This is a genomic window from Paraburkholderia sp. MM5477-R1, assembly GCF_050436385.1.
Classification (GTDB): domain Bacteria; phylum Pseudomonadota; class Gammaproteobacteria; order Burkholderiales; family Burkholderiaceae; genus Paraburkholderia; species Paraburkholderia tuberum.
In genome coordinates, this window is the sequence record NZ_JBNDMC010000006.1 from 74,981 (window position 1) to 87,603 (window position 12,623).

The following is a 12,623-nucleotide window of genomic DNA, read 5'->3' on the forward strand; positions in this document are numbered from 1 at the left end:
CTCAGCCACGCCAGCACCCACGTCTCTAGCCGGGCATGCAGGTGGTCGGGTTCATTCGGTTTCGCTGTCGTCGGTGTCGGCATTGGAGTTGATTTCGTGTCGCATCGCCGAGCCTGCAAGTACGCTCGCTTGCAGGGGCGCGGCCTCCTTGCGCTCGCTGTATCGATCGGTCAGATAGGCCGAACGGTCCCGCACGAGCAGCGTGAACTTGATCAGTTCTTCCATCACGTCGACCACGCGATCATAGTAGGACGAGGGCTTCATACGGCCATCGGAATCGAATTCCAGGTATGCCTTCGCGACCGACGACTGATTGGGGATGGTCACCATCCGCATCCAGCGGCCAAGCACGCGCAGCGCGTTTACCGCATTGAACGATTGCGAGCCTCCGCACACCTGCATCACAGCCAGCGTGCGCCCTTGGGTCGGCCGTATTCCCGCGCTTTCGAGCGGCAGCCAGTCGATCTGATTCTTGAATACGGCCGTGAGATTGCCGTGGCGTTCCGGGCTGCACCAAACCTGCCCCTCCGACCACTCGGACAGCTTGCGCAGTTCGACGACCTTCGGATGATCTACCGGGACGCTATCGGCGAGCGGCAGGCCGTGCGGGTCGAATACCCGCGTTTGCGCTCCGAAATGACGGAGGATGCGATCGGCTTCGAGCGTCAGCAGCCGGCTATACGACGTTGCTCGCAGCGACCCGTAAAGCAGCAGGATGCGTGGCGGATGCGTTGAAGTGGTCACGGGTGCCAGCTTGTCCACGTCCGGTATATCGAGGTGAATAGGGCTGACGTTCGGCAGATCACTCATCACGATCCGTTTCTCCCCAAGTTGGTCGCGGCGTTCCGCTGCCCTGATTCGTACCATGCTTGCGAACGGTTCACGACCCCCACGACGAGCAGCATCACGGGGACCTCGATCAGAACCCCAACCACCGTCGCCAGTGCGGCACCCGAATGAAAGCCGAACAGGCTGATTGCGGTGGCCACGGCGAGTTCGAAGAAGTTGCTTGCACCAATCAGACTCGACGGGCCAGCGACGCAATGTGCGACGCCTAACTGGCGGTTGAGCAGGTAGGCCAGTCCCGAGTTCAGAAACACCTGAATGAGGATTGGCACGGCGAGCATCGCGATCACCAGCGGCTGCTCAACGATCTGCTGACCCTGAAACGCAAACAGCAGGACCAGCGTCACGAGCAAGGCGCAGATGGACCAGGGACCGAGACGGGCAACGACGCTACGGAAATGCTCTTCGCCCTTTCGAAGAAAGCGTTGGCGCAGCAGTTGCGCGAGGATGACCGGGATCACTATGTAAAGGCCAACCGAAGCGATCAGTGTGTCCCAAGGCACTGTAATCGCGGACAGCCCGAGCAGCAACGCGACGAGTGGCGCGAACGCCACGACCATGATCGAGTCGTTCAGCGCGACCTGCGACAGGGTGAAATACGGGTCGCCCTTGCACAGCTGCGACCACACGAAGACCATTGCCGTGCACGGCGCGGCGGCGAGCAGGATGAGACCTGCGAGGTAGCTGTCGAGTTGCTCGACGGGCAGCCACGGCCTGAACACGTGACGAATGAACACCCAGCCCAACACGGCCATCGAGAACGGTTTGACGAGCCAGTTGACCGCGAGCGTCACGCTGATGCCGCGCCATTGGCTGCCGACCTGCTTCATCGCCGAGAAGTCGATCTTGATGAGCATCGGGATGATCATCACCCAGATCAGCACGCCGACGGGCAGGTTGACGTGCGCGACTTCCATGCGCCCGAGCGCCTGAAATGCGCCCGGCAACAACTGGCCGAGTATCACGCCTGCCACGATGCACAGCGCGACCCACACCGTCAGATAGCGCTCGAAGAAGCCGATAGCCGGGCGCGCAGCTGCACGAGCCTCAGCGCGACTCATTGGTTTGCTCTGCCGGACGCTCGCCAATGGCACGCATTTCGCGCCGGATTGCGTCGTGGTTGAGCGCGTGCAGCGGCAGGTTCACGAACTGGCTCACGCGATTCATGATCTGTCGATAGACGTTGTCGAAAACTTCGCGCTTCTCGTCGTCGGTTCCCTGGCAGGCTGCGGGATCTTCAAAGCCCCAGTGCGCGCTGATCGGCTTGCCGGGCCAGATCGGGCAGACCTCGCCCGCGGCCTGATCGCATACGGTAATGACGAAGTCCATCTGCGGCGCGTCGGGCGTTGCGAACTCGTCCCAGCTCTTACTGCGCATCCTGGCGGTGTCGTAGCCCAGTGCCGCGCATTTCTCGATCGCGAACGCATTGACTGCGCCGGATGGATGGCTGCCCGCGCTGTACGCGCGAAACTGTCCTTTGCCGAGCACGTTGAACAGCGCTTCGGCCATGATGCTGCGTGCGCTGTTGCCGGTGCAGAGAATCAGTACGGAATACGGTTTGCCGCTCACGTGCGGCTCCGAAATGAAATGCTTGTCTGGGACGGAGCGCAGCAGGCTGCCGCGGATTCGTTTGCTGCCAATGCCTCCTGGGTATGAGATTGCCCATAGATGGGAGCCGATTCGAGGGTCAGAAAGGTTTCCCAGGCCACGCCTTGCGGATCGACGGTCCACGCCTTGTCCGACTTCGCGTAACAGCATGTCGTGCCGCTCTGATGCTGCACGGGAACTTCAGCGGCGGCGAAGCGCGCGTTCATCTCTGCCAGTTCTTCATCGGTTTCGACCTGGATGCCAATGTGATCGACGCCAGGTTTCGCCCCGCGTTGCGAGATCGCGAAGTTCACGACGGGGTCGCTCAACTCCCACTTGCAGTAATCGCTCTTGATGACCGTCGGCTCGACGTTGCCAAACATCGCGCTGTAGAAGCGGATGCTGTCGGCAAGATTGTCCACAGCCACGTGAATGTGCATGCGTTTCATGTTTCGTCTCGGCAGCAGTTGGAAAGGTCGCTCGCGGCGCACGATGCGCCGGAGCAGCAGTTCTCGGTGAGGAAGCCGATCAGCGACGTCATCGCGTCGAAGTTTGCGGTGTAGATGACGAAGCGCCCTTCCTGTCGCGGACTCACCAGTCCGGCGTGTGTCAGGTCTTTCAGGTGGAATGAAAGGCCGGAAGGCGAAATGCCTAACTGCTGCGCTATTTCGCCAGCCGCCATGCCTTCGGGGCCGGCAACGACGAGCTGGCGAAAGATCGCGAGACGGGATTCGTGAGCGAGCGCGCCGAGCGCGCGTACGGCATTGATCGTGTCCATAAAGACACTATATCCACTTCACCGTTATATTTCAATATTTGTTGAAATGTCGCACTTTGGTCGGTGGTTCGCTCTTTGATGACGCATGGCGCTAGTCGGGACGGCTTGCGTACTGCGCAATCCCATTCCCAAACGACCAGTTCTCCTTCTCGACCTCGACGAGATTGATGAACACATCCTCGGGCCGCACGCCCGGCGACTTCCCGAGTTCATCGACGATGCGCCGATACAGCGCCTTCTTCTGCTCGACCGAGCGCGTGTTGCTAACGGTCAGCTGGATCACGACGAGATCGTCGCCGCGCTCGATATTCTGGTACTGCCGGTCATAGATCATGTTATCGGGCGTGTGCTCGGTGATCAGCATGAACATGTCGTCCTTCGGCACGTTGAACGTGTCCACCAGCGAGCGCTGGATGCCGGCGCTCAGCGCCTGGCGGTAATCGGCCGGCTTGCCGGCGCGCAGTGAGATCCGGGTGAGCGGCATGATGAGCTCCTTGTTTGCGGTGTTGGGTTGAACACAGCTTAGGCGCGCTCAATCATAATAAACAGATATCTTTGTCTATTTCATCCATTTCCATCCGAAATGAAAGTCCTCGATCTCGATGCGGTGCGCGCCTTCGTGCTGGTCGCCGATCTGCGCAGCTTCACGCGCGCCGCGGACGCGCTCGACACCACGCAATCGGCCGTCAGCCTGAAGCTGAAGCGACTGGAGGCGCACCTGGGCAAGCAGTTGCTGGAGCGCACGCCGCGCATCGTGCGTCTGTCCGCCGACGGCCACGCGTTTCTCGGCGCCGCGCGCGAGTTGCTGAACGCGCACGAGCGCGCGCTCGGCGCGCTGTCGGTGGAGCGGCGACGACTCGTGCTCGGGCTCAGCGAGCACGTTGCGGGCTCCGATCTGCCGCACCTGCTCGGCCGGCTCAACGCACACGATCCGGGCCTCGTGGTCGAGTTGCATATGGGCACATCGGCGGCGTTGCTCGCGCAGTTCGACGAACGCCGGCTCGATGCGGCGATCGTCCGCTACGGCGCCGACGAACCGCCGCGCGAAGACGCGCAGACGCTGTTCAGCGAACCGCTCGGTTGGCTCGCGACGCCGACATGGCTGCCGCGAGTCGGTGAGCCGCTAGCGCTCGCGCTATTGAGCCCGCCGTGCAACGTGCGTGAGGTCGCGTTGCGCACGCTGACGGCGGCGGGGATCGCCTGGCAGGAGGTGTTTGTGGGTGGTGGCGTCGCGGCAGTGGGCGCGGCTGTGGCCGCTGGGCTCGCCGTGTCGCCGCTCGCGCGTCGGGTTGCGCCGCGCGGTCTGATCGACGTCGGCGCGCGGCTCAGCCTGCCGGCGCTGCCGGAATCGCGTGTGACGCTGCATTCGCGCGTGCGCGAGGCCCGCTCGGCGGAAACGCTGCGGCTGCTTGCGAACGGCCTCGCCACGGCGTGACGCCACGACCGATGCCACACCGCGCCGCGCCGCTCGAAGCAGCCTTAGTGGATGATCGGCGGCAGCGAACCGCTGCTGGCGGTCGCCGGATTGGGCACGGAGCCCATCGGCGCGATGTCGCTAACGTTTGCGGACGCGTCCGACGAAGTCCGCACGGGCGGTTTGATCAGATTCGCACGGGAAATCGCGGGCTTCGCCGCGACCTTGTCCACATGCGGACGCGCGGTGTGAGCCGCCGCGAAATCGGCGTGCACGACCTTGCCCCGAGCCGGCTTCGCGTGCGCCAGTTGCACATGTGGCTGCGCGTGCTTCGTGGTCTGCGCGGTCACGGTCGGGTGCGACCGGTTCGGCCCCGACGCCGCGACTTTCGTACCGCCTTTCACGTTCCCGCCCGCCACGAGATGTTTCTCGCCGTTCCCATGCGCCGCGAGTTTGCCGCCGTGGGCCGCGCCGGCCGACGCGACATGGGTTGCCGCGTGCCGGGCGCTCGCCGTCTGCCGCGCATGCGCACCAGTTTTGGTCTTGATTCCGCCCTTGGCGCCCGCCTTCACTTTCACCGCCTCGGGTTTTTTCCGCGCGTGCGCCTGCCGGGTAACGTGTCCGCTCGCGATATGCCCGCTCGCCTCCGGTGGATTCCACACTTCCGCATAACCGGCAGCCAACGCCACCTCCGACACACACCACACGGCCAGCGCCGCTGCTACTGCTCGAACCCGCATCTGCTGCTTCTCCTGATCGACGACTGTCAAAACGAGCCGGGATTATATTCTCTTGCAAAAATCCACTTTTGGACTAATATCATTAAAAAGTACACATAGGGACCTACCCGCAATGACTCACGCTGCCCGAATTTCCTCGCCCGAGGCATCGCCGCGACAATCGCTTTCGGAACCCACGCTGACGCAGATGTCCGCGGCCGGTCTGCGTGCGTTCTTCAACATCGCGCGCGACTGGGACCTGAGCGCCGACGAGCAGATCGTGCTGCTCGGCAAGCCGGGCCGCTCGACGTTCTTCAAGTGGAGGGCGACGCCCGAGACCGCGCGCCTCAGCCACGACACGCTGGAGCGACTGTCGCTGCTGCTCGGCATCTACAAGGCGCTGCAGATTTTGCTGCCGCAGCCGAGCGCCGCCGACACCTGGGTCAAACGCCCCAACAGCGCGCCGCCGTTCGGCGGCAAACGCGCGCTGGACCGCATGCTGGCGGGCAACATCAGCGATCTCGTGGCCGTGCGCCAGTATCTCGACGCAATGCGAGGCGGCTGGGCGTGACACAACCGCAATGGCAGGACCGCTGGACCAGCGCAGCGCTCGATTGGTCGCCCGCGTATCGCGTGATTCCGACGCGCTTTCCGGCCATCAACCTGTTCGATCGGGTCGCATCGCCGGAGGATTTCGACGCGCTGTACGCGCTCGAAGCGATGACCAACGACCGTCTGCGCACCGAAATCGGCGAACTCGATCTGGTGCCGCGCGAGGAGCGCCGTTTCGGGCCCGGCTACGGGCCGATCATGGCCGCGCTCACGCATCTGAATCCGCTCGGCAGCCGCTTTTCCGACGGCACCTACGGCGTGTTCTATTGCGCGCGTTCACGCGCGACGGCGATCGCCGAAACACGCTATCACACAGGTCAGTTTCTCCAGGCGAGCGCCGAGCCGCCGATGCGTCAACAGATGCGTCTCTACACGGTAGTCGCACAAGGCAGCGTGGTCGACTTGCGTCGCGACCCCGAGTTCGATCCCGCCGTGCTGTCGCCCGACGACTACCTTCCCGGACAGGCACTCGGGCGCGCGGTACGCGCGGCGGGCGCGCCGGGCATCGTGTATCCGTCGGTGCGCGACAGCGCTGGCGAATGCCTCGCGGCATTCCGCACGATGCTGCTGCGCGACTGCCATCACGCGGCATACCTCGAATACAACTGGAACGGCAGGAGCGTCGATATGGTGTTCGAGTTGAATCAGGTCGGGTGACAGAAGAGCGGCGAAGCAGCGCGGGGACTTCAGCCGTTCAAGGCAAGGCCAATTCCGCCGCCCCTTCCGCGCGCGCGGCCTCGACCGAGATCGACCAACGACGCAACGCCTGCGGCTGCACGATCGTCAACGTGCCGTCCGGCCCGAACGCGCCCGTATCGATGAACACTTGCGAGCCGATCTGCGTGATGTCGCGCACCGGCGTATGGCCGCAATAAGTCAGCGACAGCCCGCGCTGCCGCAGCGGATCGCCGTTGCCCAGCGCGAGCTCGCGACCCCACAGCAACTGCTGGCGCGTTTCGGCCGAATAATTGCCCGCGTCGAGCTCGGCGTCGGAGCCGAAAAATTCGGCGTGCAGAACGTTGAAGCGCGCCTTGCCGCTGCCGATCACGCGCACGAGCGGCAGCGTGCGCAGATGCTCGGCGTAATAGCGCAGGCGCTCGTCGGGCACGTCGGCCGCCCACGCGCCGCCGATGCCGTACCACCACTGCCGCCGCAGGCGGCCGTCGGCGACCGCGCACAGCGCGTCCTCGTGATTGCCGAGCACCGCATGGAACCACGGCTTCTCGAGCAGCGCGAGCGCCTGCTCCGAGTGCTCGCCCCGATCGACCAGATCGCCGACCGAAAACAGCCGGTCGCACGTCGGATCGAACGTGATCTGACGCAGCAGGTAGCGCAAAGCGTCGACGCAGCCGTGCAGATCGCCGACCACGAAATCGCGGCCGGCGTCGTTGGCGTCGTGATGCTGAACGAAGTTGGCGGGGGTGGAATTCATCCCACCATGATAATGCGGCCGACGCGCACGCGTATGCGGGGTGCCTATCGTATCCGCGCGCTTCATCGAGCAAGAAAGACATCGAACGACGCAAAAATGACGCTGAAACGCCACATTTGCGGTATGCGTTACCGGAAATGCACGTTTGCGCGAGTCACTCCTGGCGCGCGCCCGAGTCGTCCCGCGCGCTATTGCAGCGTGCGCAGCTTCGCCACCTGGTCGGCCGCGATCGTCGCCTGCGGATTGCCGAACTGTTTCGTCACGTAGTTGGTGATCGCCGCGATCTGCTCGTCGTCGAGATGGCCGCCGAACCCGGGCATCAGCACGTCCGCGTGCGCGGTCGTGCGATTCACGCCGTGCAGAATGACCAACGCGAGATTGTTGGCGTCGTTCGCGCCGACCGTCGAGTTGTGGATCAGCGACGGATACGCGCCCGGCGCGCTCGCGCCCACGCCCTGCCCGGTCCAGCCATGACAGGTCGCGCAATTGGCGACGAACAGCTGCGCGCCGTTCACGCCGGTGATCGCGGTGCCGCGCATGGCGGTGACGTCGCTGGCCGGCTTGCCCCATTGATGACGGGGACGCGCGTCGCCGCCGCTCACGGCCGGCACCGAGCGCAAGAACACGACGATCGAGCGCAGATCCACCGGCGTCAGGTACTGCGTGCTGTTCGCGACCACTTCGCCCATCGGGCCGGCCGCGTTTGCGCGGCTCGGCGCCGCGCCGGTCGACAGATACGCCGTGAGTTCGTCGTCGCGCCAGTCGCCAACGCCGCTCAGCTTGTCCGGCGTGATATTGAACGCATGCCAGCCGGCCTGCACCGCACCGGAGAAACGCGCGCTCGACTTCAGCCCCTGCATGAAATTGCGCGGTGTATGGCATTCCTCGCAATGCGCGAGCCCTTCGACCAGATACGCGCCTCGGTTCCATTCGGGGCTCTGTTTCGGGTCCGGCACGAAGCGCCCCTCGGTGAAGTTGAACAGGTTCCAGAACACCATTAGCCAGCGCTGATTGAACGGGAACTTGAGGCTGTTCGAGGGCGGCGTGTAGTGAATCGGCGCGAGCGTGTTCAGATACGCGCGAATCGCGAGCACGTCCTGTTCGGTCACGCGTGTGTAGGCGGTGTACGGGAACGCCGGATAGAGCCGCTCGCCGCCTTTGCCGATGCCTTCGTGCATCGCGCGCATGAAATCGGCGTCGCTCCATTGGCCGATGCCGGTGTCGGGATCGGGCGTGATGTTCGGCGTCACGATCGTGCCGAACGGTGTGCTGATCGGCAGGCCGCCCGCGAATGGGCGCGACTTGTCCGCCGTATGGCAGGCCGCGCAATCGGCAGCACGGGTCAGGTATTGGCCGCGCTTCACGAGTTCGCCATTGGCGGCCTTGCCGGCGAGCATGGCCGGGCCGCCGACCGCAGCCTGCGCCGCGTCGTCGGCGCGCGCCTGGGTGATCGGCATTTCGTCGGTCGAGTCTGCGTCCGGGCCGTGCGACTCGTGCCACGCTATCGACAGCGCAAGCAGCGAAAACGCGGCCGCGAGCGCCGCGCCGCCGAAGCGGCGGCGCTGGTTGACGTGCATCAGCACAGGGTTCGGCTGCGCGCGACAGGTTTTCTTCGTCATTGTGGCTCTCCGGTCGGCGCTCAGATTTCGCGCTTCAGCTTGTCGCCCAGTTTCAGCGACAGTGCAGCGATCGTCAGCGTGCAGTTCACCGACGCGGCGGTGGGCATCACGCCGCTACTCGCGATGAACAGGTTCGAATGATCGTGCGTGCGGCAGTCCGCGTCGACGACCGAACTCGCCGCATCGCTGCCCATGATCGTCGTGCCCATGATGTGATTGTTGGGCGCGAAGCTGTCGTCGAACGAGACCTCGGTGCCGCCGAATAGCGTCGCGATCTGCGCATACAGTTCGTGCATATTGGCGGCGCTCTTCTTCACGTAGTCGTTGATCGAGTAGTAGATCTCGGGCTGAGGAATCCCGAGCGCGTCCTTGTGATCTGCCGACGGCACGATGCGGTTCTGCGGCTCCGGCAGATGTTCGTGAAAGCTGTTGATGTTCAGCGTGCGCGCCGCGCGGTCGCGAATCTGCCGGTCGAGCTCGGCGCCGGTCAGGCCTTTTTTCAGCAGGTCGGCGGTGACCCCCATCGTCGGCACGCCGTTCGACAAATGCAGCTTCTTCGACGAGTAATCGGAGCGGAACGCGCCGTCGCGGAAGTTGACGATCGAGGTCATCTCCATCGGGCCACGGCCGGGCCACAGCGGTTCGTTGGCGAGAAACGTGACGCCGGTGCCGGGATGGTCCATCAGGTTGCGGCCCACCTGATCGGAGCTGTTGCCGACGCCGTGCGGGAATTTGTCGGAGGTCGACATCAACATCAGCTTCGGCGTTTCGATGCCGTTCGCCGCGAGCACGAACAGCTTGCCGGTGACGCGTGTGCTATTGCCGTTCGGGTCCTTGTAGTGGACCGCGGTGATAAGCCCTTTGTCGTCCGCTTCGATGCGATACACGACCGCTTCGGGAATCAGTTTCGCGCCGGCCTGCTCGGCCTTCTCCGCGTGAATCACGCCGTTGTACATCGCGGCGATCGGGCAGATCGGCATGCAGTTGTTGTTGCCGCAGCAGGTGGGCCGCGCATCGAACGGCCGGCTGTTGCGCGCGACCGGTTCGGGCACGACCTTGAAGCCCTGCGCGTTGAGCACGTCGCTGAACCGCTGATCCATGTACGACAGTGGCAGCTGCTGCATCGGATAGGGCTTCGAGCGCGGCGAACCGAGATCGATCGAACTATCGGGACCGGACACGCCGAGCTGCACTTCGGCGGCCACGTACCACGGCTCGAGCGTTTCGTACGGATACGGCCAGTCGCGCCCGACGCCATACAGCTTGCGCAACTGGAAGTCCGACGGCAGCAGCCGCCACGCGGCGGCCGCCCAGTGCCAGGTCGTGCCGCCGACCAGCCGCACGTATTGTGAGTTGTACGGATAATCGCCCTTCTGGATCAGGTAGTTGTTCGCGGGCGCGTACTCGGGATGCGGCGCGTAAGGCGTCGACGGATACGGCGTCGCGAAGTCGGACTTGGCCGGCGAGTTGCGGAAGTTCTCGACGATCTGCCAGCGCGGAATGCGCGGCCCCGCTTCGAGCAGGATCACCGACGCGCCCGCCAGCGCCAGCTGATGCGCAACCAGACTGCCGGCGACGCCGGAGCCGACCACGACGATATCGGCGGATTGTGTGTTTGCCATCATTTCTCTCTTCGATGCCCTGCCTGTTGCGGGCTTTGTTCGTGCGACGCTTGCGGGTCCGGCGTGCTGGTTGCGCTGCTGGCGTGGCCCGCTCGCGGGCTCGCGCGGCTCACGCGGACGTCGGCTTCTGCGTCCAGTAGAACGGCACGTCGCGGCAATAGGAGGGAATCGTGAGCACGTCTTGCACGGGCTCGAACATCAGCGCCTTTTCATACGCGATCACCTGGACGTGCGGCATGTCGCCGACGAGGCCCAGGTACCACGCGCGCATGATCGCGCCGACCGTTTTCGCGAGCGCGGGCTGGTCGGTCTGCAGCGCCTGCGTGACCGTATCGGACGGCACGCCGCCGTGGCCTTGCAGCCACGTGTTGAGCGCCGCGACGTTCTGCGCGAACTGGTTATCGGCACGCGACAGCGCATCGTAGACACGTTGGCCAAGCACGGTATCGAAACTGCTGCGACCGGTGAGGTGTTGCGAAAGCGCGAGGAAGGCATCGAGTCCGCCCCCGGCTGGCCGCGTATCGGCGAAGGCGGGCGCGATCCACGACAGCGAACGGCTCGCGCCGGCGAACGCGAGCGCCGCGGCCGTCGCGCACGAGCCGAGCACCCAGGCCCTGCGCGAAGCGGAAAACGACGGCGGCAAGCCGGTGAAACGTGTGGCATTGCGATAAGACTTCGCTCCTTGCCGATGCGTCAGGTGGGGATGCGCATCGTTATCCTCAGGAACATCTGTCATGGGGGCTCCAGATGATGAGTCGTTCTCGACGAGCAGCGCGGCGAGGGCATGATGCCGTTCGCCTGCCGCTTCGTTTGCTCTTCCCCAAACCTGGTCTTACGCCGCTTCAGCGGTCTCGTATCCGTGCGCGTGATTCACGCGCGCCGCATGTGTGGAGTTGCATGCATGATCGCAACGATTGCTGCCGTTATCTACCAATCGCCTTTCAACTGAAAGCGGCGCGCAAGGCCGCCGCGAAAGACTATAGCCTGTGACCCACCATTCGACAATCGGTCCGCGTTGCACGCGTAGAATCCGCGACACCGACTGCCCTACACTTCGTCGTTCATCGAGTCCATGTCCATCAACTACTATCCCCAGCTTCTTCGCAATCGGCCCCGCACGGTGATCGGCCTCGTGATCGGGATCGTCGTCGCGTTCCTCGTGCCCGGTCATACGAGTCCGATCGCCCGCACACTGATCGGCTGGGACGCGGCCATCTGGAGCTACCTGCTGATGATCTGGGCGCATATGGCTTTTGCCGACGAGCACCGCGTGCGCGAATACGCGATGCGCGACGACGAAAACGCGGGCGTCGTGCTGGTCGTCATCTGCGTCGCGACGATCGCGAGCGTCGCCGCGATCGTGCTCGAACTCGCGTCGGCCAAGGGCGCGGGCGGCGCAACGACCGTCTGGCACTACCTGCTGACCGGTCTGACGCTGATCGGCGCATGGTTTCTGATTCCGACGATCTTCACGCTGCACTACGCGCGCCTCTACTTCGACACGGACGCGCAAGAGACCGCGTTGAAGTTTCCCGATCACCATTTGCTGCCGAACTACTGGGACTTCCTGTACTACTCGTTCACGATCGCGGTCGCGTCGCAGACTTCCGATGTCGTGTTGCGCTCACGCGAAATTCGCCGCGCGACGCTCGCCCAATCGGTCCTGTCGTTCTACTTCAACGTCGCGGTGCTCGGCCTGTGCGTGAACATCGCGGCGGGGCTGCTGGGTTCGTGACACGGCCGCTGCGCGGCGTTCGGATGAATTTCATGCGAATGCCACGCGCGTGCCACATGGCTGCCACGCGAGCGGCACCCAGGCTTCACGCGTCCGCTTGAACCGCATTCCGTGCAACGCGGGGCCGCCCGTGTAAAACCGGCCCCACACGACCCCGTTTTACATGCCGGCCACCCGCGGCGTGCGTAACAATGCCCGCATTATTGCGCGCGCTCCGTGCGCGCGCGCACCTTCGGCACCCGCCATCTCACCGTAAACT

At 64.3% G+C, this 12,623-nt stretch carries 15 protein-coding genes; 4 read left to right on the forward strand and 11 right to left on the reverse strand.

The window, feature by feature from the left end; genetic code table 11:
• Positions 1 to 51: 51 nt before the first annotated feature.
• From arsH to OKW35_RS18710, 6 genes are all read right to left on the reverse strand, one after another.
• A complete protein-coding gene (gene arsH, locus OKW35_RS18685; protein WP_429552836.1) occupies positions 52 to 813 on the reverse strand; it encodes an arsenical resistance protein ArsH in 762 nt (253 codons plus the stop codon).
• Positions 810 to 1,907, reverse strand: a complete 1,098-nt coding sequence (arsB, locus tag OKW35_RS18690) for an ACR3 family arsenite efflux transporter (protein WP_429552837.1) — start codon at positions 1,905 to 1,907, stop codon at positions 810 to 812. Before arsB ends, arsH begins: the two co-directional genes overlap by 4 nt.
• Positions 1,894 to 2,415 (reverse strand): arsenate reductase ArsC, encoded by a 522-nt coding sequence (locus OKW35_RS18695; RefSeq protein ID WP_429552838.1) that lies wholly within the window; start codon positions 2,413 to 2,415, stop codon positions 1,894 to 1,896. The genes arsB and OKW35_RS18695 overlap by 14 nt, the downstream gene beginning before the upstream one ends.
• Positions 2,412 to 2,882: an ArsI/CadI family heavy metal resistance metalloenzyme gene (locus OKW35_RS18700; protein WP_184057496.1), complete on the reverse strand. Its 471-nt coding sequence runs from the start codon at positions 2,880 to 2,882 to the stop codon at positions 2,412 to 2,414. Before OKW35_RS18700 ends, OKW35_RS18695 begins: the two co-directional genes overlap by 4 nt.
• Complete coding sequence (locus tag OKW35_RS18705) at positions 2,879 to 3,211, reverse strand: ArsR/SmtB family transcription factor (protein ID WP_018424160.1); 333 nt, start codon at positions 3,209 to 3,211, stop codon at positions 2,879 to 2,881. The genes OKW35_RS18700 and OKW35_RS18705 overlap by 4 nt, the downstream gene beginning before the upstream one ends.
• A 91-nt stretch (positions 3,212 to 3,302) precedes the next feature.
• Entirely contained in the window at positions 3,303 to 3,695 is a 393-nt protein-coding gene (locus OKW35_RS18710) for a tautomerase family protein (protein ID WP_184057500.1), read from the reverse strand.
• Between the two features lie 99 nt (positions 3,696 to 3,794).
• Here OKW35_RS18710 and OKW35_RS18715 point away from each other — a divergent pair, with 99 nt between their 5' ends.
• On the forward strand, positions 3,795 to 4,646 hold the full coding sequence (locus OKW35_RS18715; protein ID WP_429552839.1) for a LysR family transcriptional regulator: 852 nt from the start codon (positions 3,795 to 3,797) through the stop codon (positions 4,644 to 4,646).
• A 44-nt stretch (positions 4,647 to 4,690) separates the two neighbouring features.
• Here the strand turns inward: OKW35_RS18715 and OKW35_RS18720 are convergent, their stop codons facing one another.
• Complete coding sequence (locus tag OKW35_RS18720) at positions 4,691 to 5,365, reverse strand: hypothetical protein (protein ID WP_184057505.1); 675 nt, start codon at positions 5,363 to 5,365, stop codon at positions 4,691 to 4,693.
• Between the two features lie 187 nt (positions 5,366 to 5,552).
• Here OKW35_RS18720 and OKW35_RS18725 point away from each other — a divergent pair, with 187 nt between their 5' ends.
• Both OKW35_RS18725 and OKW35_RS18730 read left to right on the forward strand, forming a co-directional pair.
• Positions 5,553 to 5,915 carry an MbcA/ParS/Xre antitoxin family protein gene (locus tag OKW35_RS18725; RefSeq protein ID WP_018424156.1) on the forward strand — a complete coding sequence of 121 codons (363 nt, stop codon included), beginning with the start codon at positions 5,553 to 5,555 and terminating at the stop codon, positions 5,913 to 5,915.
• Positions 5,912 to 6,613 carry an RES family NAD+ phosphorylase gene (locus OKW35_RS18730; protein WP_184057507.1) on the forward strand — a complete coding sequence of 234 codons (702 nt, stop codon included), beginning with the start codon at positions 5,912 to 5,914 and terminating at the stop codon, positions 6,611 to 6,613. Before OKW35_RS18725 ends, OKW35_RS18730 begins: the two co-directional genes overlap by 4 nt.
• Positions 6,614 to 6,650: 37 nt before the next feature.
• On the opposite strand, the gene OKW35_RS18735 is transcribed toward OKW35_RS18730, so the two are convergent.
• The 4 genes from OKW35_RS18735 to OKW35_RS18750 all read right to left on the reverse strand — a co-directional run bounded on the left by OKW35_RS18735 (position 6,651) and on the right by OKW35_RS18750 (position 11,365).
• Positions 6,651 to 7,388, reverse strand: coding sequence for a metallophosphoesterase (locus OKW35_RS18735; protein ID WP_429552840.1), 738 nt, complete (start codon positions 7,386 to 7,388; stop codon positions 6,651 to 6,653).
• Positions 7,389 to 7,576: 188 nt separating this feature from the next.
• The gene (locus OKW35_RS18740) at positions 7,577 to 9,007 is read right to left on the reverse strand and encodes a cytochrome c (protein WP_429552841.1); all 1,431 of its coding nucleotides are present in this window, start codon (positions 9,005 to 9,007) and stop codon (positions 7,577 to 7,579) included.
• Positions 9,008 to 9,027: 20 nt separating this feature from the next.
• Positions 9,028 to 10,629, reverse strand: coding sequence for a GMC family oxidoreductase (locus OKW35_RS18745; RefSeq protein ID WP_429553806.1), 1,602 nt, complete (start codon positions 10,627 to 10,629; stop codon positions 9,028 to 9,030).
• 109 nt (positions 10,630 to 10,738) lie between these two features.
• Positions 10,739 to 11,365, reverse strand: a complete 627-nt coding sequence (locus OKW35_RS18750) for a sugar dehydrogenase complex small subunit (protein WP_429552842.1) — start codon at positions 11,363 to 11,365, stop codon at positions 10,739 to 10,741.
• A 336-nt stretch (positions 11,366 to 11,701) separates the two neighbouring features.
• On the opposite strand from OKW35_RS18750, the gene OKW35_RS18755 reads away from it, so the two are divergent.
• Positions 11,702 to 12,364 carry a DUF1345 domain-containing protein gene (locus OKW35_RS18755; protein WP_429552843.1) on the forward strand — a complete coding sequence of 221 codons (663 nt, stop codon included), beginning with the start codon at positions 11,702 to 11,704 and terminating at the stop codon, positions 12,362 to 12,364.
• Positions 12,365 to 12,623 lie beyond the last annotated feature (259 nt).

What these genes read in the sequence shown, in the direction of transcription:
- OKW35_RS18725 (WP_018424156.1), top strand. Translation starts at nt 5,553, where the DNA reads ATGTCCGCGGCCGGTCTGCGTGCGTTCTTCAACATCGCGCGCGACTGG.
- OKW35_RS18745 (WP_429553806.1), bottom strand. Translation starts at nt 10,629, where the DNA reads ATGGCAAACACACAATCCGCCGATATCGTCGTGGTCGGCTCCGGCGTC.
- OKW35_RS18735 (WP_429552840.1), bottom strand. Translation starts at nt 7,388, where the DNA reads ATGAATTCCACCCCCGCCAACTTCGTTCAGCATCACGACGCCAACGAC.
- OKW35_RS18740 (WP_429552841.1), bottom strand. Translation starts at nt 9,007, where the DNA reads ATGACGAAGAAAACCTGTCGCGCGCAGCCGAACCCTGTGCTGATGCAC.
- arsB (WP_429552837.1), bottom strand. Translation starts at nt 1,907, where the DNA reads ATGAGTCGCGCTGAGGCTCGTGCAGCTGCGCGCCCGGCTATCGGCTTC.
- OKW35_RS18715 (WP_429552839.1), top strand. Translation starts at nt 3,795, where the DNA reads ATGAAAGTCCTCGATCTCGATGCGGTGCGCGCCTTCGTGCTGGTCGCC.
- OKW35_RS18755 (WP_429552843.1), top strand. Translation starts at nt 11,702, where the DNA reads ATGTCCATCAACTACTATCCCCAGCTTCTTCGCAATCGGCCCCGCACG.
- OKW35_RS18720 (WP_184057505.1), bottom strand. Translation starts at nt 5,365, where the DNA reads ATGCGGGTTCGAGCAGTAGCAGCGGCGCTGGCCGTGTGGTGTGTGTCG.
- OKW35_RS18710 (WP_184057500.1), bottom strand. Translation starts at nt 3,695, where the DNA reads ATGCCGCTCACCCGGATCTCACTGCGCGCCGGCAAGCCGGCCGATTAC.
- OKW35_RS18705 (WP_018424160.1), bottom strand. Translation starts at nt 3,211, where the DNA reads ATGGACACGATCAATGCCGTACGCGCGCTCGGCGCGCTCGCTCACGAA.
- OKW35_RS18750 (WP_429552842.1), bottom strand. Translation starts at nt 11,365, where the DNA reads ATGACAGATGTTCCTGAGGATAACGATGCGCATCCCCACCTGACGCAT.
- OKW35_RS18700 (WP_184057496.1), bottom strand. Translation starts at nt 2,882, where the DNA reads ATGAAACGCATGCACATTCACGTGGCTGTGGACAATCTTGCCGACAGC.